23 protein-coding genes and 1 tRNA gene are annotated in these 26,946 nt (G+C 71.9%); 11 read left to right on the top strand and 13 right to left on the bottom strand.

The window, feature by feature from the left end; all coding sequences use genetic code 11:
* Window positions 1-36 precede the first annotated feature (36 nt).
* The 9 genes from EIW28_RS01610 to EIW28_RS01570 form a co-directional block, all read right to left on the bottom strand.
* Window positions 37-849 carry a GH12 family glycosyl hydrolase domain-containing protein gene (locus tag EIW28_RS01610; RefSeq protein ID WP_125245969.1) on the bottom strand — a complete coding sequence of 271 codons (813 nt, stop codon included), beginning with the start codon at window positions 847-849 and terminating at the stop codon, window positions 37-39.
* 342 nt (window positions 850-1,191) lie between these two features.
* Window positions 1,192-1,265: transfer RNA gene (locus EIW28_RS01605), tRNA-Leu, on the bottom strand.
* A 62-nt stretch (window positions 1,266-1,327) separates the two neighbouring features.
* A complete protein-coding gene (locus EIW28_RS01600) occupies window positions 1,328-2,044 on the bottom strand; it encodes a VOC family protein (protein WP_125245968.1) in 717 nt (238 codons plus the stop codon).
* Window positions 2,041-2,490 carry a MarR family winged helix-turn-helix transcriptional regulator gene (locus EIW28_RS01595; RefSeq protein WP_187350552.1) on the bottom strand — a complete coding sequence of 150 codons (450 nt, stop codon included), beginning with the start codon at window positions 2,488-2,490 and terminating at the stop codon, window positions 2,041-2,043. Before EIW28_RS01595 ends, EIW28_RS01600 begins: the two co-directional genes overlap by 4 nt.
* Window positions 2,491-2,524: 34 nt before the next feature.
* Window positions 2,525-3,301, bottom strand: a complete 777-nt coding sequence (locus tag EIW28_RS01590; RefSeq protein WP_125245967.1) for an SDR family NAD(P)-dependent oxidoreductase — start codon at window positions 3,299-3,301, stop codon at window positions 2,525-2,527.
* A gap of 24 nt (window positions 3,302-3,325) precedes the next feature.
* Window positions 3,326-3,799: a hypothetical protein gene (locus EIW28_RS01585; RefSeq protein ID WP_125245966.1), complete on the bottom strand. Its 474-nt coding sequence runs from the start codon at window positions 3,797-3,799 to the stop codon at window positions 3,326-3,328.
* 104 nt (window positions 3,800-3,903) lie between these two features.
* A complete protein-coding gene (gap, locus tag EIW28_RS01580) occupies window positions 3,904-4,899 on the bottom strand; it encodes a type I glyceraldehyde-3-phosphate dehydrogenase (protein WP_125245965.1) in 996 nt (331 codons plus the stop codon).
* 13 nt (window positions 4,900-4,912) lie between these two features.
* On the bottom strand, window positions 4,913-5,500 hold the full coding sequence (locus EIW28_RS01575; protein ID WP_125245964.1) for a TetR/AcrR family transcriptional regulator: 588 nt from the start codon (window positions 5,498-5,500) through the stop codon (window positions 4,913-4,915).
* Between the two features lie 70 nt (window positions 5,501-5,570).
* Complete coding sequence (locus EIW28_RS01570; RefSeq protein WP_125246688.1) at window positions 5,571-6,464, bottom strand: phosphotransferase; 894 nt, start codon at window positions 6,462-6,464, stop codon at window positions 5,571-5,573.
* Between the two features lie 169 nt (window positions 6,465-6,633).
* On the opposite strand from EIW28_RS01570, the gene EIW28_RS01565 reads away from it, so the two are divergent.
* The 7 genes from EIW28_RS01565 to EIW28_RS01535 all read left to right on the top strand — a co-directional run bounded on the left by EIW28_RS01565 (window position 6,634) and on the right by EIW28_RS01535 (window position 15,624).
* Entirely contained in the window at window positions 6,634-7,107 is a 474-nt protein-coding gene (locus tag EIW28_RS01565) for a hypothetical protein (RefSeq protein WP_125245963.1), read from the top strand.
* Window positions 7,108-7,224: 117 nt separating this feature from the next.
* Window positions 7,225-7,971: a 5-formyltetrahydrofolate cyclo-ligase gene (locus tag EIW28_RS01560; RefSeq protein WP_125245962.1), complete on the top strand. Its 747-nt coding sequence runs from the start codon at window positions 7,225-7,227 to the stop codon at window positions 7,969-7,971.
* A 142-nt stretch (window positions 7,972-8,113) separates the two neighbouring features.
* Window positions 8,114-8,731, top strand: coding sequence for an ANTAR domain-containing response regulator (locus EIW28_RS01555; protein ID WP_106365251.1), 618 nt, complete (start codon window positions 8,114-8,116; stop codon window positions 8,729-8,731).
* Between the two features lie 117 nt (window positions 8,732-8,848).
* The gene (polA, locus tag EIW28_RS01550) at window positions 8,849-11,554 is read left to right on the top strand and encodes a DNA polymerase I (protein WP_232013764.1); all 2,706 of its coding nucleotides are present in this window, start codon (window positions 8,849-8,851) and stop codon (window positions 11,552-11,554) included.
* A 210-nt stretch (window positions 11,555-11,764) separates the two neighbouring features.
* Entirely contained in the window at window positions 11,765-13,264 is a 1,500-nt protein-coding gene (gene rpsA / locus EIW28_RS01545; RefSeq protein ID WP_125245961.1) for a 30S ribosomal protein S1, read from the top strand.
* A gap of 74 nt (window positions 13,265-13,338) precedes the next feature.
* The gene (gene coaE, locus EIW28_RS01540; RefSeq protein ID WP_125245960.1) at window positions 13,339-14,529 is read left to right on the top strand and encodes a dephospho-CoA kinase; all 1,191 of its coding nucleotides are present in this window, start codon (window positions 13,339-13,341) and stop codon (window positions 14,527-14,529) included.
* Window positions 14,530-14,784: 255 nt separating this feature from the next.
* A complete protein-coding gene (locus EIW28_RS01535) occupies window positions 14,785-15,624 on the top strand; it encodes a hypothetical protein (RefSeq protein ID WP_125245959.1) in 840 nt (279 codons plus the stop codon).
* A gap of 48 nt (window positions 15,625-15,672) precedes the next feature.
* On the opposite strand, the gene EIW28_RS01530 is transcribed toward EIW28_RS01535, so the two are convergent.
* Window positions 15,673-17,043 (bottom strand): hypothetical protein, encoded by a 1,371-nt coding sequence (locus EIW28_RS01530; RefSeq protein WP_125245958.1) that lies wholly within the window; start codon window positions 17,041-17,043, stop codon window positions 15,673-15,675.
* A 117-nt stretch (window positions 17,044-17,160) separates the two neighbouring features.
* Here EIW28_RS01530 and uvrB point away from each other — a divergent pair, with 117 nt between their 5' ends.
* Window positions 17,161-19,218: an excinuclease ABC subunit UvrB gene (gene uvrB / locus EIW28_RS01525; protein WP_125245957.1), complete on the top strand. Its 2,058-nt coding sequence runs from the start codon at window positions 17,161-17,163 to the stop codon at window positions 19,216-19,218.
* Window positions 19,219-19,267: 49 nt separating this feature from the next.
* On the opposite strand, the gene EIW28_RS01520 is transcribed toward uvrB, so the two are convergent.
* Entirely contained in the window at window positions 19,268-19,558 is a 291-nt protein-coding gene (locus EIW28_RS01520) for a putative quinol monooxygenase (protein WP_125245956.1), read from the bottom strand.
* 269 nt (window positions 19,559-19,827) lie between these two features.
* On the opposite strand from EIW28_RS01520, the gene EIW28_RS01515 reads away from it, so the two are divergent.
* The gene (locus EIW28_RS01515) at window positions 19,828-20,916 is read left to right on the top strand and encodes a TerC family protein (RefSeq protein WP_158630250.1); all 1,089 of its coding nucleotides are present in this window, start codon (window positions 19,828-19,830) and stop codon (window positions 20,914-20,916) included.
* Window positions 20,917-20,991: 75 nt separating this feature from the next.
* Here EIW28_RS01515 and EIW28_RS01510 read toward each other — a convergent pair whose 3' ends face one another.
* Window positions 20,992-21,891 carry a C40 family peptidase gene (locus tag EIW28_RS01510; protein WP_125245954.1) on the bottom strand — a complete coding sequence of 300 codons (900 nt, stop codon included), beginning with the start codon at window positions 21,889-21,891 and terminating at the stop codon, window positions 20,992-20,994.
* A gap of 259 nt (window positions 21,892-22,150) precedes the next feature.
* Here EIW28_RS01510 and bioB point away from each other — a divergent pair, with 259 nt between their 5' ends.
* Entirely contained in the window at window positions 22,151-23,218 is a 1,068-nt protein-coding gene (bioB, locus tag EIW28_RS01505; protein WP_125245953.1) for a biotin synthase BioB, read from the top strand.
* A 92-nt stretch (window positions 23,219-23,310) separates the two neighbouring features.
* Here the strand turns inward: bioB and EIW28_RS01500 are convergent, their stop codons facing one another.
* Window positions 23,311-24,330: a LacI family DNA-binding transcriptional regulator gene (locus EIW28_RS01500; RefSeq protein ID WP_125245952.1), complete on the bottom strand. Its 1,020-nt coding sequence runs from the start codon at window positions 24,328-24,330 to the stop codon at window positions 23,311-23,313.
* Between the two features lie 270 nt (window positions 24,331-24,600).
* Here EIW28_RS01500 and EIW28_RS01495 point away from each other — a divergent pair, with 270 nt between their 5' ends.
* Window positions 24,601-26,916 (top strand): beta-glucosidase family protein, encoded by a 2,316-nt coding sequence (locus EIW28_RS01495; RefSeq protein WP_158630249.1) that lies wholly within the window; start codon window positions 24,601-24,603, stop codon window positions 26,914-26,916.
* The last annotated feature ends 30 nt before the right edge of the window (window positions 26,917-26,946 follow it).

Raw genomic sequence — 26,946 nt, 5'->3', positions numbered from 1 at the left:
AGTCCACCGCTGTGGACCCGCTCGGGCGTGGCTGGGCTACTGGACGTCGACCCAGTAGGAGTTGGTGTTGAGCTGGCCGCTGCCGATGAAGACCTCGGTGCCCGCCTGGACACTCGTCAGATACTTGCTGTTGCTCAGCCACTGCCGGTTGTAGACCAGGTCGTTGACGAAGTCGCGCAGGTTGAGGTTCACCGAAGTGGTGTTCGAGGTCCGCACGAACGAGAAGACGTTCCAGCCGTTCCCGCTGCCCGCGTCGATCCAGCCGCGGTAGAGGTCCCAGTTGGCGCCGCCGATGTTGACCGTCGTCTGGTACGTGCCCGCCGGGCCCGCCCCGCCGGACCGGTAGGGCCAGATCATGATCTCGTCGGTCGGGGTGCTCGAGGAGTCGGGATTGGACTGGGTGTGCAGCCACAGGTCATAGGCGACGTTCATCGTCCCGGACCCGGTCACCGTGTAGTCCCAGGTGGTCGGAATGCTCCGGTTGTCCCAGATCCGCACCGGCAACTCGGTGCCCGGTCGCTGCCATCCCCAGTGCCAGCCGAGGACCGTGCTGCTGTAGCTCTTGACGGAGTTCGACTGGCCGCTCCAGTCCCAGTTCGTGCCCCAACCGATCGTGTCACCGGACTGCCATGAGTCCCAGGAGCACTGCCAGCCGGAACCGGAGCCGGCACCCCACAGGTTGTTGGTGACGTAGTACTTGCCCATCGCGATGGTGCCGCCCGAGGCGCAGGTCGAGGCGGCCTGCGCGGGCGAGGCCGCGACCAGCGTCGACGTCAGGGCGATGCAGAACGCGGCGATGGCGCCTGTGAGCAGGCGCATGAGGGAGACGCTCATCCTTGACGAGGACATCTCGACTCCTCCTTAACGGTTGGAGAGCACCGGCCATGGGTCCGCTTGGACACTCCTGAGCCGGTTTGAGGCATTCATGATGCCGCAAGAGATTGTTACATGTCAATACATAGTCAGCGTTCATTGACCGTCGGCGCCAACTCGCCGAGGAGCGACAGCAGCTCGCCGCACGGATCGAGACGATGGGCCAGGCGCTGCGCAGCAAGCGGGAGGTCCGTCTCGTCGAGGAATTTCCGCGCGGCGAGATCGACCTCGACCGCCTACCGGTCGACGAACTTCGGCGCCTGTCGCTGAGAGATGAAGAACCCGCACAAGCGGCAGGCGCTGTGCGGGTTGGTGACGTAGCCCGGGTGGGATTCGAACCCACACTGTACGGGTTTTGAATCCGTCTTCTCTGCCAGTTGGAATACCGGGCCGGGGCCTCGCCGGTCGGGGCAGGGCCGGTGTGAATGATACCTGAGGGGTGCGGCGGGCCGGGTCAGGGGAGTTGGGCGGAGAGGTCGGCGGCGGCGGTGAGGGTCGTGGCGAGGGACGTTCGGTCGTCGTCGGTGAGGGGCACGCGGGCGAGGCGGTCGAGGAGGTCGCGGGCGCGGGCGGGGTCGTTCTGGCGGGCGGCGAGTTCGGCGCGGTAGGCGAGGGCTTCGGCGAGTTCGCGGGGCGGGGTGTCGTCGGGGGTCTTGGCGAGGGTGGCGTCGAGGATCTTGGCGGCCTGGGCGGTGTCGCCCTTGGCGTCGCCGAGGACGATGGCGCGGGCGAGGGTGCGGCCGAGCCTGCTGGTCGGCGCCGGCGGCTCCTCGGTGTCCTCGTCGGCGGGGAAGAAGCGGATGGTGTTGCCGCCGGGGTCGACGACGGAGAAGCCGGCCCGGTTGCCGGTGTTGGCGCGTTTGCGGGGCCGGGTCATGCGGGGGATGCCGGAGACGAGGAGCTTGCCGTATGCGGCGCGCATGCCCGCGGCGAAGGTCTCGAAGAGGGCGCCGGTGTCGGGGACGATCACCACGCAGGTGCCGTACGTGGTCTCCGGGTCCAGGTCGTCGACGCCGAAGAAGTGGAGCTGGATGTCGTCCTTCTCGACCACGGTGTACGGGTTGGGCCGGGTCTGGTGGAGGGTCTCCTGGAAGCCGAGCGCGCGGTAGAACTCGGCGGTCTCGTCGATCGAGCGGCAGGGGAGCAGCGGGATGGTCTTCTCACCGGTCATGCGGACGGCTCCTGATCGAGTGCGGTGGCGAGGTGCTGGAGTGCGGCCGTGGCGGCCGCGATGTCGGCGGGGGAGAGGCGCGCGGCGAGGGCGTCGGCCCATGCGGCATGGCGGCGTTCGACGTCGGCGAGCGCGCGCAGGCCCGCGGGGGTGGCGGCGAGGAGCTTGGCGCGGCGGTGGCGGGGGTTGTCGCGGTAGGCGGCGAGGCCGTCGGCGACGAGGGAGTCGGCGGTCTGCTGGACGCTCTGGCGGCGCAGGCCCATCGTGCGGGCCGCCTCGGCGACCGTGCGCGGTTCGCCGTCGATGACGCCGAGGACCTGCCAGCGGGCGCTGGTGAGCCCGGCCGGGCGGGCCAGGTCGTCGCCGGCGGCGAGGAGGGCGCCGTTGGCGCGGAAGACCTCGATGATCAGCTCGGAGACTGCGGCGGCGCGCGGACTGAGTGGCACGCGACCGAGGCTAGCAGATGTTGACAGGTACCTGTCAATCGAGGCGGCGGGCCTCCGGGTCCGGCCCTTGGGCCGCGCGGCCGCCGTCGACGGGGACGATCGCGCCGGTGATGAAGGAGGCGGCGTCGGAGAGCAGGTACGCGACGGCGTCGGCGACCTCGGCCGCGGCGCCGGGGCGGCCGAGGGGGTGCAGGTCGCGCATCGTCTGCGCGAGGTCGGCGCGCTCGGGCCCGGTCATGGCCGCGACGGCCGCGTCCATGCGCTCGGTCCGGATGGATCCGAGCGCGACGGCGTTGACGCGGATGCCGCTGGGCCCGTAGTCGACCGCGAGCGCCCGCGTCAGGCCCTCGACGGCGGCCTTCGCGGTCGCGTACGGGAGCGCCCCGGCGACGGCCCGCTGCGCCTGATGCGAGGAGACGTTGACGATCGCGCCGCCGGTGCCGGCCGCGCGGAACGCCCGCACCGCGGCGGCCGATCCGGCCAGGCACGGCTGGAGGTTCGCGCGGATCAGCTCGGCGACCGCGGCGCCGCCGGCCTCGTGCAGCCACGCGTCGCGGAACAGCGCGGCGTTGTTCACCCATCCGGTCAGCGTGCCGAGCGACTGCGCCGCCGCGGCGGCCTCGGCGGCGGTCGCGTCGTCGCCGGCGTCGCCGACCACGAGCGCCGCACGGCCCGAGGCGATGAGCGGATCGAGCCACTCCTCCGGCCGCATCTCCACGACCACGACGGCGTCGCCGCCGGCGAGGAGCCGCTCGGCGATCGCCCTGCCGACGCCGCGCCCGCCGCCGGTGACCACTGCTGCTCGCGTCATGGCTCCGAGCCTTCCACAGCGGCGTCAGCGGGCGGCGGCGACGGCCTGGAGTTCGAGGACGGCCGGGTCCTCGCCGGTGTAGTCGAGGTCGCGGAGGAACACCGCGACGGCCGTCTCGCCGGCCGCGACCGCCTGCCGCACTTCGCGCCAGGCGGCCAGGTTCGGGTGCTCGTACGCGGTGCACGCCTCGGCGGGGGCGAGGAGGCGGATCGCCTGGTCGAGGGAGGTCGCGTCCAGGAGGTAGGCCGCGGACTCGCCGCCGTGGCCGAGGACGGTGGACATGACGACGGCCGGGAGCGGGTGCTCGCCGACGTTGGCGCGGACGAAGCTGATCGCGCCGTCCGGCGCGACCGTGGCGATGCCGTACGCGGCCGGGAGGTGCCAGCCGGGCAGGCGGGCGATGAGGCGTTCGCGGGCGGCGGTGATCTGGTCCACGGTCGGCCACGAGGAGCCGAGTTCGGTGAGCAGGGCGTCGATGGTCGCATCGGTGTCGGTCATCGGCGCAGTCTCGCACCGCCCGCACCGGCGGGCAAGGCGATTCCCACACCCTGCGGGAGCCTCCGGTCGCCGCCGCGACCGGAGGCTCCAGGCGGGCGAGCGCGCTAGGCGCCGATGCGCTGCGACAGCTCCACGAGCCGGTTGGAGAAGCCCCATTCGTTGTCGTACCAGGCGAAGACCTTCACCTGGTCGCCGACGACCTGGGTCAGCGGCGCGTCGAAGACCGCCGAGTAAGGGTTGCCGACGATGTCGGCCGACACCAGGGGCGCCTCCGAGTAGGCGAGGTACGGCGAGAGCCCGGGGGAGGCCGCGGCCTCGCGGAACGCCGCGTTCACCTCCTCGGCGCTCGCGGGGCGCGTGAGCCGGGCCGTGAGGTCGGTGATCGAGCCGACCGGGACCGGGACGCGCAGCGCGAGGCCGGTGAGCTTCCCGTCGAGCTCGGGGATGATGCGGCCGATCGTGCGGGCTGCGCCCGAGGACGTCGGGATCGTGGAGACGGCGGCGGCGCGGGCGCGGCGGAGGTCGCCGTGCGGGGCGTCGAGGAGGCGCTGGTCGCTGGTGTAGGCGTGGACCGTGGTCATGAGCCCGGACTCGATGCCGAACGCGTCGTTGAGGACCTTCGCCATCGGGGCGAGGCAGTTGGTGGTGCACGAGCCGTTCGAGAACACGTCGCCGGTGAAGTCGACCGCGTCGTCGTTGACGCCGAGCACGACCGCGGGGACGGCGGCGTCGGCCGGGGCCGAGATGACGACCTTCCGCGCCCCGGCGTCGAGGTGGCGGCGCGCGCCGGCTGCGTCGGCGAAGTGCCCGGTGGACTCGATGACGACATCGACATCCGCCGCGCCCCAAGGGATCCGGTCCGGCTCGCGCTCGGCGGTGACGCGGATGCGGGTGTCGCCGACGAGGACCGCGTCGCCGTCGGCCTTGACGCCGTCGAGGTGCCCGGTCAGCGAGTCCCATTCGAGCAGCGCGGCGAGCGTCGCGGCGTCGGCGATGTCGTTGACGGCGACGACCTCGACGTCGGCGCCGCTGCGGAGCGCGGCCCGGAGGTAGCTGCGGCCGATGCGGCCGAATCCGTTGATGCCGATCCGAACGGTCATGGGTGTCTCCTTCTCAGATTGGTCGGCGGCCGGTGCGGACGGAGGCGTGCGCGGCATCGAGCAGCGCCACCGCCCCGCGGACGGCCGCGTCCATCGGTTCCTGCGCGCCCTGCGCCCGGGCGAGCACGTAGCCGCCCTGGATGATCGCGGCGAGCGTGCGGGCGAGTTCGGCGGGAACGGTGTCGGCGGGCAGCTCGCCGGCGTCGACCGCGGCGGCGATCACGCGCTCCCAGCGGCCCAGCATCGTGTCGAAGGCGCCGGCGACGATCGCGAGGAGGTCGGCGTCCTCCACCACCTGCGGGTCCTGGGTCATGCGGCCGACGCGGCAGCCGAGCGTCCCCTGGCGCGGCAGCGAGAGGTAGCGCTTCATCCGCTCCAGCGGCGATCCCTCGCCTTCGAGCTGCGAGGTCGCGCCGACCACGTCGTCGACGACGGCCGAGAGCGCCGCGACGGCGAGCTCGTGCTTGCCGCTGAAGTGGTGGTACATGCTGCCCTGGCCGACGCCGGCGCGCGCCATCACGTCGCGCGGGCTGGTCGCGGCGTACCCGCGCTCCCACAGCAGCGCCGCCATGGCGTCGGTCAACTGGTCTCGGGAACTCATGCCGACACTGTAACAACTAGTATGTACAGTCCGCAACCGGCGCGGCCCCGGGCCCGCAGCGGGGGACCGTTCAGACCGGCTCGGCCGCGATGCGCTCCAGCGTCCGCCGCGCCCACCGGCTCATGCCCGGATTGGACTCCCGGTAGTACCAGGCCGCGCCCATGGCCTGCTCGAACGCCCACGCGCGGCCCCGCGCCCACTCGAGGTCGCCGCACGCCAGCGCCTCCCGGAGCTCCCGGCGCGGCCCGGCCTCCAGCAGATGCCAGGCGCCCACGAGGTCGAGCGCCGGGTCCGCGGCCTTGAACCCGCCCACGTCGAGCACGCCGGCGAGCCGGCCGTCGCGCACGAGCACGTTGCCGGGGATGAGGTCGGAGTGGCTCATCACGTCGGGCGAGCCGTCGCGCGGCAGCTCGATCATCTCGGCCCACAGGCACCGCATGAGCGGGACGTCGAGCAGCCCGCGGCTCGCCTCGATCGAGGTCGCCATCCACTCGGCGCGGTCGCGGAGGTCCCCGCCCCGGCCGCCGCCGGAGAACGTCCGGCCCCGCGCCGGGATCGCCCGCACCTGCGAGATGAACGCCGCCAGGTCGTGCGCGAAGCCGACCGAACCGCCCGGGTCCACACGGGACGCGTCGTCGCCCGGGACCCAGGTCTGCACCGACCACGGCAAGGGATACCCCGCCCCCGGCTCGCCGATCGCCACCGGCTCCGGCGTCGCGAACCGCGTGCGCCCCAGCAGCTCCGCGGCCGCCGCGGCCTCCGCCTCCAGCGAGCGCCGCACCGCCTCCGGATCGCCCGGCTGGAGCGGGAACCGGGCCGCCAGGCGCTCGCCGATCCTCACGATCGCGTTCACCGTCCCCTGCGAGCGCACCGGCGTCACCGGCAGGCCCCGCCACTGCGGGAACTGGGCCTCCACGAGCTCGCGCACCGCGGCCGGCGAGATGGAGAGCTGCCCTGGATGCATGTCCATTCCCCGAGCCTCACATCATCTGGGCGCGAACGACAACCGGTTTATCCGCGTTTGCGCGACCCGCGCGGCGGGCCCTCCTCGCATACGATCGGGGTTCCACCGCCCCGAACACGATGGCCGAGGCGCCCGAACGGGATCATCCGAGGCCGACGAAGGCCGACCGATGCGCACCGCCCACCCGCCCCTCCAGCCGACCCACGCCATCGAGGTGGGTTACGGCTTCACGGCCTCGCTCAGATACTGCGGGCTGATGCTGCTCGCAGCGCCGCTGGTCGTGCCGCTCGTCGTCTTCACCGACGCTCCGCCCGGAGCCCTCATCCTCATCGTGCCCGCCGTCTGCTTCCCCGCCGTGACGTTCATCCTGATGCGCTCGGGCGCCGTCAAACTCGTCTCGGTCAGAGACGGGCGCCTCCGCGTGTCCCCGTCCGGCTGGGTCGAGCGCAGGATCGGAACCCGGCGCCACCAGCTGGCCCCCGGCGACGCGCTGGTCGCGACCGACGACGACCTGTACCTCTGGCACCACCGCCACCAGGCCTACGAGGCGCTCGGGGTGAACGTGGCCTGGGCCGACCCCGAGGACTGGGCCCGGCTGCGGGCCTGGAGCGCCGCGAACTGGCCCGTCGCCCCGCCGCATTGAGACCGAGGCGCGGCCACATCGGAGGGTCGGCGAAACCGGACGGCACCGGCGGATGACGACAGGCCGCGCGGTGTGGGAGCCTGGAACCGAACACCCCTGGGCGTTGAGGAGACCGGTATGTCGTCGGCGCAAGCGAAGGATGCGATCCGCCACCGCGTGTGGGCACTGCTGGAGCGCCGCGGCGCCGCCGACGGCGACCCCGCCGGGCGCATACCCGCCTTCACCGGCGCCGAGGAGGCCGCCCGGCTCCTGGCCTCGACCGACCAGTGGCGCAACGCGAACGCGGTCAAGGTCAACCCCGACCGGGCCCAGCACCAGGTGCGCGCGCTCGCCCTGGCCGCGTCCAAGGCCACCTACATGGCGGTGCCGAAGCTCGCGCTCGACCAGCCGTTCTACCTCCTGAACTCGCTGCTGCCCAGCTACACGCCCGACGAGGCCGCCACGCGGGACGCCGCCGAGGCCCACAGCCTCCTCGTCGGCGCGGAGGCCATGCAGCGCCTCGACCTCGTCGTCTCCGGGTCGGTCGCGGTCAACCGCGACGGCGCCCGGGTCGGGAAGGGCCGCGGGTACGCCGACATCGAGTACGGGATGCTCACCGAGGCCGGGCTCATCGACGACCGCACCGTCATCGCCACCACCGTCCACGACCTCCAGGTCGTCGACGAGGCGATCCCCGAGGAGCCGCACGACTTCCGCGTCGACCTCATCGTCACCCCCACCCGCATCATCCGCTGTCCGCGCGGCCGCCGCCCCCACGGGCTCCACAAAGACCGGCTCAAGCCCGAGCAGCTCGCCGAGATCCCCTTGCTCGACGCGCTCATGGCGAACCAGCGCACCGGCGCCGAGCGCGCCGTCGAGGCGTAGCGCGCCTCACGTTTCGGCCCTGGCGTCCGAAACGCTCGGCATAGGAACGTGCGGACGTAACACGCGGCGGCTAAGCTAGCGTCCGGACGTGCCTCCTGCGCACGCCGCACCGTCCAGACGCGCATGAAAGGTACGGACCCGCATGACGAGCAAGGCCGCCGAGGAGCCGCGCAAGCGCGTGCTCATCGCCGAAGACGAGGGGCTCATCCGCCTCGACCTGGCCGAGATGCTCACCGAGGAAGGCTATGAGGTCGTTGCCGAGGCCGCCGACGGCGAAGCCGCCGTCCGCCTCGCTCAGGAGCACCTGCCCGACCTGGTGATCTGCGACATCCAGATGCCGATCATGGACGGACTCCAGGCCGCCGAGAAGATCGTCTCCGCGCGCATCGCGCCGGTCGTGATCCTCACCGCCTTCTCCCAGCGCGACCTGATCAGCCGGGCCACCTCCGCCGGCGCCATGGCCTACCTGGTGAAGCCCTTCCAGAAGTCCGACCTGGTCCCCGCCATCGAGCTGTCCCTCACGCGCTTCGCCGAGATGACCGCCCTCGAGAAGGAGGTCGAGAACCTCACCGAGCGCCTCGAGGTCCGCAAGCTCGTCGACCGCGCCAAGGGCCTGCTCATGACCCAGTACGGCATGGCCGAGCCCGACGCGTTCCGCTGGATCCAGCGCGCCGCCATGGACCACCGGCTCTCGATGCGGGCCGTCGCCGAGCGCGTCATCGCCGAGGCCGAGCAGAAGGAAGCCCAGGAAGCCGAGTAGGCGACCCGACTCCGAGGGGCCCGCGACCGCACCGGTCGCGGGCCCCTCGCCGTTCCCGGGCCACGCCGTCGCGGACTTGCCCCGATCCTGTCGGACCCACTCGATAGGCTCAGGAACGTGACCGCTTCGCAATCCCGCCTGCTCCTGATCGACGGCCATTCGATGGCCTACCGCGCGTTCTTCGCCCTGCCGGCGGAGAAGTTCGCGACCGACGACGGCCAAGTCACCAACGCCGTCTACGGCTTCGCCTCGATGCTCATCAACCTGCTCAAGGCCGAGGAGCCCACCCACGTCGCGGTCGCCTTCGACGTCTCCCGCCACTCGTTCCGCACCGACGAGTACCCCGCCTACAAGGACGGGCGCGGCGAGACCCCCGACGACTTCAAGAGCCAGATCCCGATCATCCAGCAGCTCCTGGACGCCTTCGGCATCCCGTGGCTCACCAAGCCCACCTACGAGGCCGACGACATCATCGCCACCCTCGCCGCCCAGGGCCAGGCCGCCGGCCTCACCACGCTCATCTCCTCGGGAGACCGCGACGCGCTCCAGCTCGTCAACGACTCCGTCACCCTCCTCTACCCCGTCAAGGGCGTCACCGACCTCGCCCGCTACACGCCGGCGGCCGTCGAGGAGAAGTACGGCGTCACCCCCGACCGCTACCGCGACCTCGCCGCGCTCGTCGGCGAGAAGTCCGACAACCTCCCCGGCGTCCCCGGCGTCGGCCCCAAGACCGCCGCGAAGTGGATCGTCAAGTACGGCTCCCTCGACGGCCTGGTCGCCAAGGCCGACGAGATCACCGGCAAGGCCGGCCAGAGCCTGCGCGACCACCTCGACGACGTCATGCGCAACTACCGGCTCAACCGCCTCCTCGACGACGTCGAGCTCGACCGCGCCGTCCCCGACCTCCTGTGGGAGGGCTGGAACGTCACCGAGACGAACGCCCTGTTCGACGCCCTCCAGTTCCGCGCCCTCGGCGACCGCCTCAACGCCAACCTCGCCGACAAGGCCGTCGGCGCCGCCGTCGCCCCCGTCTCCGAGACCCCGCAGCTCGAGACCGGCGCGCTCGTGCCCGGCGGCCTCGACGCCTGGCTCGCCGAGCGCACCGGCGACGTCGCCATCGCCTTCACCGGCCAGTTCGCCTCCGGCGCCGGCTCGTTCGACTCGATCGCGCTGGCCGAGGGCGGCCGGGCGCTGTGGTTCGAGCCCTCCCAGCTCGACGCCGAGGACGAGCAGACGTGGGCCGCCTGGCTCGCCGACCCCGCCAAGCCGAAGGTCGTGCACGACGCGAAGGCGTTCCTGTGGGGCGCCGACGCCGCCGGCTGGCCCGAGCCGGCCGGCATCAAGGCCGACACGATGATCGGCGCGTACCTGCTCAAGCCCGAGCAGCGCTCGTACGCGCTCGGCGACCTGGCGATGCAGCACCTGGGCCGCGAGCTCGCGGTCGCCGCCTCGCCCGCCGACGACGGCGCGCTGTTCAGCGACTCGAGCCTCTCGGCGGCCGACGACGACACCGCGCAGCTCGAGGCCGACTGCGCCGCGGCCGCCGTCGTCGGCGAGCTCGCGGCCGTCCAGGCCGAGCGGCTCGAGCAGCGCCACCAGGCGACGCTCGCCCACGAGCTCGAGTTCCCCGTCATCGGCGTGCTCGCGCGCATGGAGATCACCGGTATCGCCGCCGACGAGGGCCACTTCGCCGACATCGAGGCCGGGTTCGCCGCCCAGTCCAAGGACGCCACCGACCGCGCCCACGAGATCGTGGGCCGCCCCTTCAACGTCGGCTCGCCCAAGCAGCTCCAAGAGATCCTCTTCGAGGAGCTGAAGATGCCGAAGACCAAGCGCACCAAGACCGGCTACACCACCAACGCCGAGGCCCTCCAGCAGCTCCTGGTCAAGACCGGGCACCCGCTGCTGGAGCAGCTGCTGCGCTTCCGCGACGTCGAGAAGCTCAAGCAGATCGTCGCCACGCTGCGCGCCACCATCCAGACCGACGGGCGCATCCACACCACGTTCCACCAGACCGTGGCCGCCACCGGGCGCCTCTCCTCGGCCGACCCGAACCTCCAGAACATCCCGGTGCGCTCCGAGGCCGGCCGCGCGATCCGGGCCGGGTTCGTCGTCTCCGACGGCTTCGAGTCGCTCATGACGATCGACTACAGCCAGATCGAGATGCGGATCATGGCGAGCCTCACCGGCGACGAGGGCCTGATCGACGCGTTCATCGCCGGGGAGGACATCCACTCCGCGGTCGCCGCGAAGGTCTTCGGCGTCGCCCTCGGCGAGGTCACGGCCGAGCACCGCCGCAAGATCAAGGCGATGTCCTACGGCCTGGCGTACGGCCTGTCCACGTACGGGCTCAGCCAGCAGCTGGGGATCTCCAACGAGGAGGCCCAGCAGCTGTCGGACGACTACTTCGCGCGCTTCGGGAAGGTCCGCGACTACCTGCGCCGCGTCGTCGAGGAGGCCCGCAAGACGGGGTACACCGAGACGATCATGGGCCGGCGCCGCTACTTCCCTGACCTGACCTCCGACAACCGGCAGCTGCGCGAGATCGCCGAGCGCGCCGCCCTGAACGCCCCGATCCAGGGCAGCGCGGCCGACATCATGAAGACCGCGATGCTCGGCGTCGACCGCGCCCTGCGCGAGGCGAAGCTCGACTCGCGGGTGCTCCTCCAGGTCCACGACGAGCTCGTGTGCGAGGTCGCACCTGGGGAGGCCGAGCGACTCGAATCACTCGTGCGGGAGCAGATGTCGAACGCCGCCACGCTCGCCGTGCCGCTCACGGTCTCGGCCGGATTCGGCGCGTCGTGGGAAGCCGCTGCCCATTAGCGGTGTCGATCGACACCGGGGCCAGGCCCGGACTGGCGCGGCATTATCGCGCACGGTAACCTGGACTGGCCTGGGCTTGTCCGCGTCCTCAGAATGGAGCAGGACGCCGCCGGCGGCAAGGGCGGCCCGGGATTGAACCGCGAGTGCGCACATCCGGCCAGGGTGCGCGCACGAGCCCACGAATGACACGTATCCGGAGCACCAGCCCACATGACGAGCAGCATCGAGGCCACCTCGAGCAACGCTGAGAACAGCACCGCGGTCGACGAGTTCGCTTCCGACGAGGACCTCCTCGCGGCGATCGACGCGACCATCAAATACTTCAACGACGGCGATATCGTCGAAGGTACCGTCGTCAAGGTCGACCGGGATGAAGTCCTGCTCGACATCGGCTACAAGACCGAGGGCGTCATCCCCTCGCGCGAGCTGTCGATCAAGCACGACGTCGACCCTGAAGACGTCGTCGCTGTGGGCGATCACGTTGAGGCCCTCGTCCTCCAGAAGGAGGACAAGGAAGGCCGTCTGATCCTCTCCAAGAAGCGCGCCCAGTACGAGCGCGCCTGGGGGACCATCGAGAAGATCAAGGACGAGGACGGCGTCGTCCGCGGCTCGGTCATCGAAGTGGTCAAGGGCGGTCTCATCCTCGACATCGGTCTCCGGGGCTTCCTGCCCGCGTCGCTGGTCGAGATGCGCCGCGTGCGCGACCTCCAGCCGTACGTGGGCCGCGAGCTCGAGGCCAAGATCATCGAGCTCGACAAGAACCGCAACAACGTGGTCCTGTCGCGCCGCGCCTGGCTCGAGCAGACCCAGTCCGAGGTCCGCACCGAGTTCCTGCACCAGCTGGCGAAGGGCCAGGTCCGCAAGGGCACGGTCTCCTCGATCGTCAACTTCGGCGCCTTCGTCGACCTCGGCGGGGTCGACGGCCTGGTCCACGTCTCCGAGCTGTCCTGGAAGCACATCGACCACCCGTCCGAGGTCGTCGAGGTCGGTCAGCCGGTCGAGGTCGAGGTCCTCGAGGTGGACCTGGACCGCGAGCGCGTCTCCCTGTCGCTGAAGGCGACCCAGGAAGACCCGTGGCGCCAGTTCGCCCGCACCCACGCGATCGGCCAGATCGTGCCCGGCAAGGTCACCAAGCTCGTCCCGTTCGGCGCGTTCGTCCGCGTCGAGGACGGCATCGAGGGCCTCGTGCACATCTCCGAGCTGGCCGAGCGCCACGTCGAGGTGCCCGAGCAGGTCGTCAAGGTCGGCTCCGACGCCATGGTCAAGGTCATCGACATCGACCTGGACCGCCGCCGGATCTCCCTCTCCCTCAAGCAGGCCAACGAGGCCTACGTCGAGAACGAGGAGCAGTTCGACCCGACGCTGTACGGCATGGCCGCGCAGTACGACGACCAGGGCAACTACATCTACCCGGAGGGCTTCGACTCGGAGACCGGCGAGTGGATGGAGGGCTTCGACGAGGCCCGCGAGGAGTGGGAGCGGCAGTACGCCGAGGCCCGCGCCCGCTGGGACGAGCACGGCAAGCAGATCGCCGAGCGCGTCATCACCGAGGCTCCGGCCAAGCCCGCCGAGGGCGAAGCCGCCCCGAAGGGCGACAAGGGTGCCAAGAAGTCGACCTCTGAGAAGAAGTCGGCCCCGGCGGAGCCCCAGGGCACGCTGGCCACCGACGAGGCGCTCGCGGCGCTCCGCGAGAAGCTCGCCGGCAACTAACACCTGTCACCCTTTCAACTGACAGACCACTGCCCGTCCCAGGCTGTTCGCCTGGGGCGGGTAGTGTTTTAGTTGTGCTTAAAGTCGCATTGACCGGTGGCATCGGAGCCGGTAAGAGCACGGTCGCGCAGAAGCTGTCGCAGCTCGGGGCGAGCGTCATCGACGCCGACGCCCTCTCCCGCGAAGTCGTCGCCCCCGAGACGGAGGGCCTCGCCGCGGTGGTCTCACGCTTCGGTCCCGAGGTCCTGACCTCGGAGGGCGCGCTCGACCGCGCGAAACTCGCATCGATCGTCTTCGACTCCGCGCCCGCCAGGGCCGAACTCGAGGCGATCGTCCACCCCCGCGTCCGCGCCCGGGCCCGCGAGCTCACCGACTCCCTGCCCGACGACGCCATCGTCGTCCAAGACATCCCGCTCCTGGCCGAGACCGGCCAGGCGCCCGGCTTCCACCTGAACATCGCCGTGGAAGCGCCGCGCGAGCTCCGGCTCGAACGGCTCGCCGCGCGCGGCCTCGACCGCGCCGACGCCCTCCGCAGGATCGACGCCCAGGCCTCGGACGCGGAACGCCGCGAGGTCTGCGACGTGGTCCTCTACAACGACCACGACCTCCACGAGCTGGAGCGGCGCGTCGCGCTGCTGTGGGACGAGCGGATCAAGCCGTTCGCCGAGAACCTCCTGCACGGGCACGCCGAGCGCCGGCCCGAGAAGCTCCAGTTCGTCGAGTCCGACCCGCTGTGGCCGCGCCGCTTCGAGCACCTGGCCGCGCGCCTGCGCCGCGTCATGGGCCCCAGCGCGGTCCGCATCGACCACGTCGGCTCCACCGCGGTGGCGAACCTGCCGGCCAAGGACGTCATCGACATCCAGGTGACCGTCGTGTCCCTGCACGTCGTCGACGCCTTCGCGGACCCGCTCGGCGAGGCCGGCTTCTACGGCGGGGTCGGGTTCGACTCGCCCAAGCCCGAGCACCCGGACATCGCACAGTGGGAGAAGCGCCTGTACGGCTACGCCGACCCGGGCAACATCGCCCACATCCACTTCCGGTCGATCGACGCGCCCGGCCAGCGGTTCGCGCTGCTGTTCCGCGACTGGCTGCGCGCCGACGCCCAGGCGCGGGCCGACTACGCCCAGGCCAAGGGCGTGCTCGCGGCCAAGGCCGACTCGGTCACCGACTACGCCGAGGCCAAGGAGCCCTGGTTCGACCGCGAGGGCTGGCCCCGCGCGAACCGGTGGGCCGCCGAGCACGGCTGGCACGCGCCGCTGTGCTGACCGTCCGATAGCGACACCTCCGGGCCCGCGGCGCGCCGCGGGCCCGGCGCCGTCTCCGCCGTCCGCTCTGTCACCGGACGTAGCAGTAAGTTGACGGAATTGCAGGTATGACGCTCGATGTCTGATTCTGATACGCTGACGAGTCGCGCGCCCCAGACGTGCGACGACACCCATCGCAGTCCGGCCGCGAACCCCGGCAGTCCGCCGACCGGACGCCAATCGGCTTGATCGAGCAGAGAAAGCAATTCCACCACAATGGATTCACTTCGAGGTCCATCCGACGACCGCTCCCGCCACGCGAAGCGCCGGCCCGCGGCCGGCGTGCTCGGCCGCCTCCTGCGGCGCGGCGCCCGGTCCGAATGCCGCCACATCGACACCCGGATCAAGGACCCCCGCGACGTCCAGCGCGACGCCCGGGCCGCGATCCTCGACGTCAAGCACAACAGCGAGGACCGCGACCGCGCCGTCCACGACCTCGCCCACGGCCCCGGCGCCGACGAGGACTCGCGCTGGCACCTCGCCAACGCCGTCCGCAGCCGCGGCCTCGACCAGGGCCACCGCCTCGCCTTGGCCTTGGAGTACCGCCGCTGCGACCCCGCGGCCGCGTCCGAGGCCCTGCTCCTGTTCGCCCTCGACGCGACCAACGAGCCCTTCCTGCGGCTCCAGGCCGCGCGGCTGCTCCCCGACGAGGCCGACCAGCGCCTGGCGGTCCTCATGGTCGGCACCGCCGCCGACGTCGAGTGCCGCCTGCGCGCGGCGATCGCGCTCAAGCCGCTCGCGCCCCGCGACGCCGAGGAGGCGTTCCGGACCCTCGCCACCGACGACGAGGTGAGCTTCGAGGTCCGGTTCGAGGCGATCCGGCACTGGGCGCCAGCCAACCGGACGGCCGCGGTCGAGGTGCTCTGGCAGATCGCCGGCTCGGCGCAGGTGCCGTGGATCCGGCGCATCACCGCCGCGTACGAGCTCGTCCTGCTCCGCGTCCGCGCCGCCAAGGGGCTCCTGCTGGAGTGGATGGAGAGCCGCGAGCTGCCCGAGGAGGCCCGCACGCACCTGTTCGCGACGCTGCGCAAGCTCGACCTCCAGCGCGCCGCCTGAGACGCGAGGGGCCCGGTCGTCCGACCGGGCCCGCGTCCGCCCCGCGGCTCAGCCGATCTGCTCCTCGACCTCCCACGGGACGGCCACCATCTCGTAGTCCTCGTAGGACACCTCGGCGCTCGCGACCCCGTAGTAGGTCATCATCTCGACCTCGGCCAGGCGCTCGCCGGCGAGGTGGTAGCGGTAGGCCGACCGGCCCGGCTCGGCCTCGGCGTCGCCGTTGACCGGGAACTCGACCACGTACACCGGCTCGTCGGCGGTGCCGTCGGTGCGCAGCAGGGACGCGGTCTCGGCCACCTGCCCCTCGTCCTCGGGCTCCTCGGCGGCCATCTCCAGCAGCCGGTACACCAGGGACTCGACCGCGCCGAAGCTCTCGGCCACGTCCTCGTCGCCGAGCCGGTGCACCTCCCAGCCCTCGGTCGGCGGCGTCTCGGGCAGCTCGCCGTCCTCGGCCGCGAGCGTCGCGAACCCGCCCGGGCGCGCCAGCAGCAGCCGCTGCCCGCTCGCGTCGCTCACGTGCAGGTAGGCCGTCATCGTGCGCCAGTCGACCGAGCCGGAGCCGGTCGCGACCTGGTCGTCGCCGACCGGCACCGTCAGCTCGACCTCCGAGGACGCCGTCCAGTTCTCCGAGCGCACGTGCGCGATCGTCTCGGCCAGGTCCTCGTCGACCGCGACCGGGTCGAGGCGCGGGCCGCCGAGCAGGTCGATCGGCACCAGGCCCGCGGGGTCGAAGGCGACCTCGCGCAGGAAGTCGGCCGCGGAGAGGCTCTCGGCACCGGTGTTCACCTGGAACCGGCGCAGGTTGCCCTCGCCGTCGAGCGAGTACAGCGCCTCGGGGGCCGCGCCCTCGGCCGGCCGCTGCTCGGTCTCGACCATGATCGGGGCCCGGAACGAGTCGACCGCCTCGCCGTCGATGACGCCCTCCTCGCGCCACACGGCGTCCTCCGCGAGCTGCGCGGGGTCGTCGGCCTCCTCGGCCGTGAGCGTGAACAGCGAGGACACCAGGATGTCCAGGGTCGTCTCCAGCGACGAGCCGGCGCCGGAGAGCATCGCCCGGGTGGTCCAGCCGTCCGCGGGGACGCGGACCTCGTCGAACGCGGCCTCGTCGTCGGCGCGCGAGGCGATCAGGCCCGGGACGGCCTGGACGAGCCCGTACCCGCCCGCGCCGTCGGGGACGCGCGCGTAGACCATCGGGACCTGCCAGTCCAGGTAGCCCTCGACGGTCAGCGTCTCGCCGTCCACCGGCAGGCTCATCCGCAGCGCGACCGGCGCCGCGTCGAGGTTCTTCACCCGCATGCCCGCCAGCAGCGCCGCCTCCTCCTCGCTGACCGGCCGCTCGGCCTGCGACCCGCCCGGACTGCACGAGACGGCGAACCAGCCGGCCACGGCGACCGCGGCGATGATGGCGACGACCCACATCAGGGCCGATCTGAATGAAATCGAGGTAGTGGAGCTCACGCAGGGACCAACGAGTCGGAACCGGAAAAGTCACCGCCGGAGGCCGCCGGTGTCGGACCCCGGGGTTACCGTTGGGCCGTGGCTTTCGATATTCCCCGCGCCGACGGGCGCTTCGAGGTGGTCAGCGAGTACCAGCCCTCCGGCGACCAGCCGACCGCGATCGCCCAGCTGGCCGAGCGCGTCAGCAGCGGCGAGCGCGACACCGTGCTGCTCGGCGCCACCGGCACCGGCAAGTCCGCGACCTCCGCGTGGCTGATCGAGAGGCTCCAGCGCCCGGCCCTGGTCATGGCCCACAACAAGACGCTCGCCGCGCAGCTGGCCAAGGAGTTCCGCGAGCTCCTGCCGAACAACGCCGTCGAGTACTACGTCTCGTACTACGACTACTACCAGCCCGAGGCGTACGTCGCCCAGACCGACACCTACATCGAGAAGGACGCCTCGATCAACGAGGAGGTCGAGCGCCTGCGCCACCGCGCCACCTACTCGCTGCTCACCCGCCGCGACGTCGTCGTGGTCGCCACCGTCTCGGCCATCTACGGCCTCGCCACGCCCGCCGAGTACCTCGAGCAGGCCACCGAGGTCACCGTCGGCCAGGAGTGGGACCGCGACAAGCTGCTGCGCCGCCTCGTCGACGTCCAGTACTCCCGCAACGACGTCGCCTTCACCCGCGGCACCTTCCGCGTCCGGGGCGACACCATCGAGATCATCCCCGCGTACGAAGAGCTCGCCATCCGCATCGAGATGTTCGGCGACGAGATCGACCGGCTCTACTACCTGCACCCGATCACCGGCGACGTCATCCGCGAGGTCGACCGGGTCCTGATCTTCCCCGGCTCCCACTACGCCACCGGCGACGCCCGCATGGCCCGCGCCATCGCCGACATCGAGGTCGAGCTCGAGGAGCGCCTGGCCGAGCTGGAGGGCCAGGGCAAGCTCCTGGAGGCCCAGCGCCTGCGCATGCGCACCGTGTTCGACCTGGAGAACATGAAGCAGACCGGCACCTGCAACGGCATCGAGAACTACTCGCGCCACATCGACGGCCGACCCGCCGGCTCCCCGCCGCACACGCTCCTGGACTACTTCCCGTCCGACTTCGTCACCATCATCGACGAGTCGCACCAGACCGTCCCGCAGATCGGCGCCATGTCCGAGGGCGACGCCTCCCGCAAGCGCAACCTCGTCGAGCACGGCTTCCGCCTCCCCAGCGCCCAGGACAACCGGCCCCTGCGCTTCGACGAGTTCCGCGAGCGCGTCGGCCAGACGGTGTACCTGTCGGCCACGCCCGGCAAGTGGGAGCTGGAGCAGACCAAGGGCGCGTTCGTCGAGCAGGTCATCCGCCCCACCGGCCTGGTCGACCCGCACGTCGAGGTCCGGCCCACCAAGGGCCAGATCGACGACCTCATGCACGAGATCCGCGAGCGCGCCAAGAAGGACGAGCGCGTCCTGGTCACCACCCTCACCAAGAAGATGGCCGAGGACCTCACCGACTACTTCCTCGACAACGGCATCCGCGTCCGCTACCTGCACTCCGAGGTCGAGACCCTGCGCCGCGTCGAGCTGCTGGGGGAGCTGCGCCGCGGCGACTACGACGTCCTGGTCGGCATCAACCTCCTGCGCGAGGGCCTCGACCTGCCCGAGGTCTCCCTCGTGGCGATCCTCGACGCCGACAAGGAGGGCTTCCTGCGCTCGGCGACCTCGCTCATCCAGACGATCGGCCGCGCGGCCCGCAACGTCTCCGGCACCGTCCTCATGTACGCCGACAACCTCACCGACTCCATGAAGGCCGCGCTGGAGGAGACCGACCGCCGCCGCGAGAAGCAGGTCGCCTACAACCAGGCCCACGGCATCGACCCGCAGCCGCTGCGCAAGCGCATCGGCGACATCATGGAGGACCTCTACGACTCCGCGGCCGAGACCGCGAAGCTCGTCGCCGCCGAGCGGCCCGTGCGCGGCCGGGCCGCCGAGACCAAGGGCGCGGGCAAGGTCCGCTCCGAGATCCTCCAGCAGATCGATGAACGCAACGAGCAGATGCTCACCGCCGCAAGGGAACTGCGCTTCGAACTGGCCGCGGCCTACCGCGACGAGATCGCCGACCTCAAGCGCGAGCTGCGCGAGATCGACCAGGCCGGCGGCTGAGACGCCGCGGGCCCGCGCCCCACGGCACGGGCCCGGTTCGCCTCGGGTGCTAGTCCACGTCCTCGACGTGCTCGACGAACGGCGGCTCCGCGAAGAACGGGCCGATCGCCTCGCGCCACTTGGGGAACCGATCGGTCTGGCGGAAGCCCTGCTCGTGGGCCTCGACCGAGTCCCACTCGATGAGGAGCACGAACCGGCCGGGGTTCTCCACGCCCTGCGTCATGCGCATCGAGCGCAGGCCGGGGGAGACGCGCACCAGCTCGCGGGCGCCCAGGTACGCCTCCTTGAACGCGCGCTCCTGGCCGGGGGTGATCTTGATTTCAGCGACTTCGAGAACCATGCGCGGAGCCTCCCACAGGGTTCCTCACACTCCGCTCACCCGCCGTGGCGTCGAGAGAGAAGTCACAAGGCCGACTGATGACAAGTCGGATTCAGGCAGGCAGAATAGTCCCGTCTGTTCAAAATCAGGTATGTGGGGAGTATCCCGCAGCGCCCAGCGCTGTTAGCGTCGTCGTCAATGCACGGGTCCGCCATCGGACCCCGGTGACGCTGGTCCACGCGGATCGGGAGAGACCATGTGACCCTCCAGATGTCAAGGAAGGCAACACATTGGAACTCCCGGCCTGGGCCTGGGCGCTGACCATGGTCGGTCTCGCCTCCGTCGTCGTGTTCGACCTCGTGATGGCGGTCCGCAACCCCCACAGACTCTCCACGAAGGAATCGGCCACCTGGGCCGGTGTGTACATCGGCGCGGCGCTGGCGTTCGGCGCGCTCATCCTGGTCACCCAAGGCCCGGCGTTCGGCGGTCAGTTCTACGCCGGCTACCTCACCGAACTGGCGCTGTCGGTCGACAACCTCTTCGTGTTCCTCCTGATCATCCAGTCCTTCCGGGTCCCGGACGCGCTCCAGTCCCGCGTGCTCCTGGTCGGCATCGTGCTCTCGATCGTGCTGCGCGGCGGATTCATCGCCGTCGGCTCGGTGCTCATCGAGCGGTTCAGCTGGGTGTTCCTGATCTTCGGCGCGATCCTCATCTGGACCGCGTGGGGCCAGCTGCGCGACAAGGGCGGCCATGACGAGGAGATGCCGCAGAACGGCTTCATGCGGTTCGCGGAGTCGCGGCTGCGCGTCTCGCCCGGCTACGACGGCGGCAAGCTGACCACCCGCATCGACGGCGTGAAGTTCGTGACCCCGCTGCTGCTGGCGATGCTCGCGATCGGCTCCACCGACATCCTGTTCGCGCTCGACTCGATCCCGGCGATCTTCGGCCTGACGCAGGAGCCGTACCTGGTCTTCACCGCGACGATCTTCGCGCTGATGGGCCTGCGGCAGCTCTACTTCCTGCTGGCCGCGCTGCTGAAGTCCCTGCGGTTCCTGTCGCTGGGCCTGGCGGCGATCCTCGGCTGGATCGGCGTGAAGCTCGTGCTCCACGGCCTCCACGAGAACCAGCTCCCGTTCATCAACGGCGGCGAGCACATCGACGCGATCCCGGAGATCCCGACCGCGCTCTCCCTCAGCGTCATCGCCGGCGTGCTGACCACGGTCGTCGTCGTGAACGGCATCCTCCTGCACCGCGACGGCAAGACCTGGAAGGAGCTGTTCGCCGAGGCCGAGCGCGAGCAGCACGTCGAGGAGCCCGTGCCGGCCGAGGCGCCCGAGCCGGTCGCCGCCGAGCCGAAGCAGAAGAAGCTCTACTACTAGGTTCCAGATAGACGACGGAACGGCCCGCCTTCCCTTCGGGGGAGGCGGGCCGTTCGCTGCGTACGAGGCCCGGTACTAGGCCCGGACGGGCAGGCGGCGGCACGCGGTGATGCGCGCCAGCTCGGCGTCCTTGAGCGGCTCGGACACGACCTTGCCGTACAGCGGCGAGGAGAAGATCACCTCGGGCAGGTCGGTCTGGCCGCGCTCGGCCATGATCGCGGGGGTCTTCGGGTCGCCGCCGTGGTCGAGGAAGACGAGGTCGCCGGGGTGCAGGTCGTCGAAGTCGACGGCGCCGCCCGATTCGAGGAGGGCCTCGGCGAAGCGCGGCACGTCGATGCCCAACTGGCGGTAGACGATCCAGACCAGGCCGGGCGCGTCGATGCCGTAGGCGCTGATGCCGCCGTGCAGGTAGGGGATCTCCAGGAGCTGCTGGGCGAGCTTGACGGCGTCCAGGCCCGCGGCGACCATCCCGGTGGAGGGCGCGGCGAGTTCGGACGCGGGCTCGGCGGTGAGGTCGCGCTGGGGGACCCAGCCGGGCTGCTGCGGCCCCGGCAGCGCCACGGGGACCCAGCCCCGGTACGCCTCGCCGACGACCCGCAGGCGCGTCCCCAGGGTCACCCCGGGGATCGAGACATCGCCGCCGGGCTCGTCCCGGACGGCGGTCGCGGTGGCGCTCACGAGGTACTCGGTGCCCCCGGTGCTGCTGTCGGCGGGGTGCACGAGCTGGTCGAGGGGGACCCAGCCGGAGGTCTCCTGCGACGGGCAGGCGACCTCGGCCCAGCCGTCGGCGACCCGCTCGACCTCGACGCGGGTGCCGAGGAGGCACTGGGTGCGCACGCGTCCTTTGAGGCCGTTCGCGCGGATGTCGTTGGTGAGCCGGGCGACCCATTCGCGGATGGCGGACGGCACGCCCAGCGCGAGCCGGTCCTCCGGCCCCGCGGCGGAGGGCTGGGCCCAGAGGGTCGCGACTGCCACGGCGATCAACGCCGGCTGTCCAGGTGCGATCGGCACGGTTGATTCTCTCCGGATGGTTCGGGCGGTTCACAAGTCGAGACGCGCACAGGGGGGATCTCCACCAGCCCGCAGCGTCCTTCGCAGCACCGACCACCCACTGTAGCAAGTGTAGGCGGATCGCGACGCTCCGGCCTGAGCGCGACCTCGCGGGGGCATACCGCCCGATAACCCCCGCACCATCGGAAAGTCCCGCAACCCGCGGCTGTGGCAAGATCTTGCCATGCCTGCACTCCACGACGCCCTCTCCCGACTCTCCGCAGCCGCCGACGCCGGCGAGGCGCCCGCGGCCGCCGACCTCGAGGCCGTCCTCGCGAGCACGGACGCCGAGCTGATGGACGTGGTCGCCGCCGCGGCGCGGCTCCGCTACCGCCACTTCGGGAACACGGTCAAGCTGAACTACCTCGTCAACCTCAAGAGCGGCCTGTGCCCCGAGGACTGCAACTACTGCTCCCAGCGCCTGGGCTCCAAGGCCGACGTCCTCAAGTACACCTGGCTCACCCCCGAGCAGGCCGCCGAGCAGGCCGCCGCCGGCGTCGCGGGCGGGGCCTCGCGGGTGTGCCTGGTCGCCAGCGGCCGCGGTCCGACCGATATGGACGTCGAGCGGGTCGGCAAGACGATCGCCGCGGTCAAGAACGCCGCCCCCGGCGTCGAGGTGTGCGCCTGCCTCGGGCTGCTCAAGGACGGCCAGGCCGAGCGCCTCGCCGACCTGGGCGCCGACGCGTACAACCACAACCTGAACACCTCGGAGGACACGTACGCCGAGATCTGCTCGACGCACACCTTCGCCGACCGGGTCGACACCGTCAACGCCGCCCACGGCGCCGGCCTCTCGCCGTGCTCGGGCCTCATCGCGGGCATGGGGGAGTCGGACGCCGACCTCGTCTCGGTGGCCCTGGGCCTGCGCGGCCTCGACGTCGACTCGATCCCGGTGAACTTCCTGCTGCCCTTCGAGGGCACGCCGATGGAGGCGACGTGGGACCTGGACCCGCGCCGGTGCCTGCGCATCCTGGCGATGGTCCGCCTCGCGAACCCGGCCGCCGAGGTCCGCCTCGCCGCGGGCCGCGAGGTGCACCTGCGCACCCTCCAGGCCACCGCCCTCCAGATCGTCAACTCGATCTTCCTGGGCGACTACCTCACCAGCGAGGGCCAGGCCGCGAAGGACGACCTCGCCCTCATCGCCGACGCCGGCCTGGTGCCCCTCGGCCTCGACACCGCGCCGGACGAGGTCCGCGCGGCCGTGAAGCCCCGCAAGCGCGGCGCCGGCACGGACGTTGCGCCGAACGCCTGAACCCTCGGGGGCGCTCCCGCGTGCGTCGGCCGCGCCCGGCCGCCGGACCCGTGCCGGACCGGTTCACCGCCCGGCGGTGATTCGGGGGCCGCTCAGGCGAGGGCGGCGGTGGACTCGCGGACGACGAGTTCGGTGGCGAGTTCGAGGCGGGGGGAGTCGATCTCGTTGCCGGCGGCCATCTCCAGGACGGTGCGGGCGGCGAGGGCGCCCATCTCGGCGAGGGGCTGGCGGACCGTGGTCAGGGGCGGGGAGGTCCAGCGCGACTCGGGGAGGTCGTCGAAGCCGACGATGCTGACGTGCTCGGGGATGCGCCGGCCGGCCTGGCGGATCGCCTCGTAGGCGCCGAAGGCCATCTGGTCGGAGGAGGCGAAGATCGCCGTCGGGGGGCGGTCGAGGCGCATGAGGGCGTTGGCGGCGTCGAAGCCCGACTGGTGGTAGAAGTCCCCGTCGTAGACCAGGGCCGGGTCGAACTCGATGTCCGCGGCCTCCAGGGCCGCGCGGTAGCCGTCGAAGCGGGCCCGCGAGCACAGGACCTGCTTGGGGCCGTGGATGAACCCGATCCGGCGGTGGCCCAGGGAGATCAGGTGCTCGGTGGCCGCGAGGCCCCCGGCCCAGTTGGTGGCGCCGATCGCGGGGGCGTCCATCGTGGGCCCGCCCGAGGGGTCGAGGACCACCATCGGCACGCCGAGGTGGCGCAGCTGCTCCAGGATCGGGGACGCGAGCTGGGAGACGACGAGGATGACGCCGTCGGAGGCGCGGGTGCGGAGGTTGTCGAGCCACTGCTCGGTGGAGGCGCGGCGGCGGTGGACGGCCGAGACGACCGTGCCGACGCCGGCGGCGTGGGCCGCGTCCTCGACGCCGCGGATGATCTCCACCGCCCACGGGCTGTCCAGCTCGTTGAACACCAGGTCGACCAGGCGCGCGCGGCTCGGCGTGCGGGTGGAGCGGCGGCGCTGGTAGCCGCGCTCGTTCAGCAGCTCCTCGACGCGTCGGCGGGTCTCGGGGGCGACGTCGGAGCGGCCGTTGATGACGCGTGACACGGTCGGCACGCTGACGCCGGCCTCGTCGGCGATGGCGCGGATGGTGATCCGCCCGTGTTCGGCTTCGCTCAAGGGTCTTCTCCTGGTCTGATCACAACGGTTCGCTTGCACATCCTATAGCGCGCCTCCCCGGCTCCCGGAGCGTCCCCGAAAGTTTCGGTACGAGGGCTGCAATCCAGGCCCTGGGCAAACGCATGCAAGCGCAGGATTGACGCTAGAACTGAGCCGTCATCAATGTTATGGTGTGCGAACCTGCATCGAAAACGATCAGAAAAGTTTCAGAAACTATCGGCCCAGAACGAGCCGCCCTCGGCGCGCGGCGGGCCGTTTGAGTGGAGCAGCATGGACACCGACACCCCCGTCGAAGCGGCCGAACGCGCCGCCGGACTGGTCAAGCGGATGACACTCGAAGAGAAGTGCGCGCAGCTGTCGAGCCTGTGGCGCGGCGTCGAGGCCGACGCCGGCGACATGGCCCCCCACCAGAGCGAGCAGACCGGCGGCACCGCCGGCGACGACGCCCTCGCCCACGGACTCGGCCAGCTCACCCGCCCCTTCGGCTCGGCCCGCGTCGACCCCGCCGCCGGCGCCGCCCGCCTCGCCGCCCTCCAGGACCAGATCCGCTCCTCCAGCCGCTTCGGGATCGCCGCCGTCGCCCACGACGAATGCCTCGCCGGCTTCATGGCCTACGGCGCCACCGTCTTCCCCACCGCCCTCGCCTGGGGCGCCACCTTCGACCCCGACCTCGTCGCCGCCATCGCCGGCCAGATCGGCGCCACCATGCGCTCGGTCGGCATCCACCAGGGCCTCGCCCCCGTCCTCGACGTCGTCGCCGACTCCCGCTGGGGCCGCACCGAGGAGACCATCGGCGAGGACCCCTACCTCACCGGCGTCCTCGGCACCGCCTACGTCACCGGCCTCCAGGACGCCGGCGTCGTCGCCACCGTCAAGCACTTCGCCGGCTACTCCGCCTCCCACGCCGCCCGCAACTTCGGCCCGGTCTACTTGGGCCCCAGGCAGTTCGGCGAGACCTACCTGACCCCCTTCGAGATGGCCGTGCGCCTCGGCCGCGCCAAGTCCGTCATGCCCTCCTACGCCGCCAACGACGGCGTCCCCTCCCACGCCAACCTCCGCCTCGTCACCGGCACCCTCCGCGAGGAGTGGGGCTTCGAGGGCACCGTCGTCGCCGACTACTTCGCCGTCAACTTCCTCAACTCCCTCCACGGCGTCGCCGCCGACCGCTCCGCCGCCGCCGCGCTCGCCCTGAACGCCGGCGTCGACGTCGAGCTCCCGGGCGCCGACTGCTTCGGCGAGCCCCTGCGCGCCGCCGTCGCAGACGGCGCCGTCGAGGAGAAGGTCCTCGACCGCGCCGTCGAACGCGTCCTCGCCCAGAAGATCGAGCTCGGCCTCCTCGACGAGCTGCCCCCCGCGCCCGAGACGGTCGACCTCGACCCGCCCGCCGCCCGCGCGCTGGCCGCCGAGGCCGCCCGCAAGTCGATCGTGTTGCTGTCCAACGACGGCACCCTGCCGCTGACCGAGGCCCCCGCCCGCGTCGCGCTCCTCGGCCCCGTCGCCGACGACCGGGCCGCGATGCTCGGCTGCTACTCCTTCCCCAACCACCACATGCGGTACGACCCCGCCAGCGGCGAGCCCTACCCCGAGGTCGACACCGGCGTCGCCATCGCGACCCTCGCCGACCGCCTCGCGGCCGACCTGCCCGGCGCGCGGATCGAGCACGTGGCCGGCGGCTGGGTCCTGGACGCCACCGACGCCGAGATCGCCGCCGCCGCGAACGCGGCCGCCGCCGCCGACCTCGCGGTCGTCGCCGTCGGCGACCGCTCCAGCCTGTTCGGGCGCGGCACCTCCGGCGAGGGCTGCGACGCCCCCGACCACGCCCTGCCCGGACGCCAGGGCGAACTGCTCGAGGCCGTGCTCGACTCCGGCACCCCCACGGTCGTCGTCGTCATCTCCGGTCGCCCCTACGCCCTCGGCACCGCCCCCGAGCGGGCCGCGGCCGTCCTCCAGGCGTTCCTGCCCGGCGAGGAGGGCGCGGGCGCGATCTCCGCGATCCTCACCGGCGCCGCCGCGCCCGAGGGCCGCCTGCCGGTCGGCGTCCCGGCCCGCCGCGACTCGCCGCCGGCGACCTACCTCGGCCCGCAGCTGGCCCGCCGCTCCGAGGTGTCCTCGGTGGACCCCACGGCGCGCTACCCGTTCGGCCACGGCCTGACGTACACCGAGTTCACCTGGGGCGAGCCCGAACTGCTCTCGGGCCCCGAGGTCGGTCCGGAAGGGACGATCGAGCTCGCCGTGGACGTGCGCAACACCGGCGAGCGCGAGGGCACCGAGGTCGTGCAGCTGTACCTCCACGACCCCGTCGCCTCCACCGTGCGGCCCGTGCAGCGCCTGATCGGCTTCGCCCGCGTCCCCCTGGCCCCCGGCGCGGCCGCGCGGGCCCGCTTCGCGGTGCCGGTCGACCTCGCCGCGTTCATCGGCCTCGACGGGCAGTGGACCGTGGAGGCCGGCGCCCTCGAGCTGCGCCTGGGCCGCTCCGCCGCGGACACCGCCGCGGCCCTGGCCGTCGAGGTCACCGGCGAGCGCCGCATCGAGCCCGGCACCCGCGCGCTGGCGACCCAGGTCACCGTCAAGGGCGTCGTCGGCTAGTATTGCCAGCGACGCTGGAAAACGTTTACC

The organism is Glycomyces terrestris, from assembly GCF_003933745.1.
GTDB lineage: Bacteria > Actinomycetota > Actinomycetes > Mycobacteriales > Micromonosporaceae > Glycomyces > Glycomyces terrestris.
Note: the sequence above shows the minus strand (reverse complement) of the source record. Positions and strands in the feature narration are given on the sequence as shown.

What these genes read in the sequence shown, in the direction of transcription:
- EIW28_RS01535 (WP_125245959.1), top strand. Translation starts at nt 14,785, where the DNA reads ATGGATTCACTTCGAGGTCCATCCGACGACCGCTCCCGCCACGCGAAG.
- EIW28_RS01560 (WP_125245962.1), top strand. Translation starts at nt 7,225, where the DNA reads ATGTCGTCGGCGCAAGCGAAGGATGCGATCCGCCACCGCGTGTGGGCA.
- EIW28_RS01600 (WP_125245968.1), bottom strand. Translation starts at nt 2,044, where the DNA reads ATGACCGGTGAGAAGACCATCCCGCTGCTCCCCTGCCGCTCGATCGAC.
- EIW28_RS01570 (WP_125246688.1), bottom strand. Translation starts at nt 6,464, where the DNA reads ATGCATCCAGGGCAGCTCTCCATCTCGCCGGCCGCGGTGCGCGAGCTC.
- bioB (WP_125245953.1), top strand. Translation starts at nt 22,151, where the DNA reads ATGCCTGCACTCCACGACGCCCTCTCCCGACTCTCCGCAGCCGCCGAC.
- EIW28_RS01495 (WP_158630249.1), top strand. Translation starts at nt 24,601, where the DNA reads ATGGACACCGACACCCCCGTCGAAGCGGCCGAACGCGCCGCCGGACTG.
- EIW28_RS01565 (WP_125245963.1), top strand. Translation starts at nt 6,634, where the DNA reads ATGCGCACCGCCCACCCGCCCCTCCAGCCGACCCACGCCATCGAGGTG.
- rpsA (WP_125245961.1), top strand. Translation starts at nt 11,765, where the DNA reads ATGACGAGCAGCATCGAGGCCACCTCGAGCAACGCTGAGAACAGCACC.
- EIW28_RS01585 (WP_125245966.1), bottom strand. Translation starts at nt 3,799, where the DNA reads ATGACCGACACCGATGCGACCATCGACGCCCTGCTCACCGAACTCGGC.
- EIW28_RS01555 (WP_106365251.1), top strand. Translation starts at nt 8,114, where the DNA reads ATGACGAGCAAGGCCGCCGAGGAGCCGCGCAAGCGCGTGCTCATCGCC.
- gap (WP_125245965.1), bottom strand. Translation starts at nt 4,899, where the DNA reads ATGACCGTTCGGATCGGCATCAACGGATTCGGCCGCATCGGCCGCAGC.
- EIW28_RS01590 (WP_125245967.1), bottom strand. Translation starts at nt 3,301, where the DNA reads ATGACGCGAGCAGCAGTGGTCACCGGCGGCGGGCGCGGCGTCGGCAGG.
- EIW28_RS01530 (WP_125245958.1), bottom strand. Translation starts at nt 17,043, where the DNA reads ATGTGGGTCGTCGCCATCATCGCCGCGGTCGCCGTGGCCGGCTGGTTC.
- EIW28_RS01610 (WP_125245969.1), bottom strand. Translation starts at nt 849, where the DNA reads ATGTCCTCGTCAAGGATGAGCGTCTCCCTCATGCGCCTGCTCACAGGC.
- EIW28_RS01520 (WP_125245956.1), bottom strand. Translation starts at nt 19,558, where the DNA reads ATGGTTCTCGAAGTCGCTGAAATCAAGATCACCCCCGGCCAGGAGCGC.
- EIW28_RS01575 (WP_125245964.1), bottom strand. Translation starts at nt 5,500, where the DNA reads ATGAGTTCCCGAGACCAGTTGACCGACGCCATGGCGGCGCTGCTGTGG.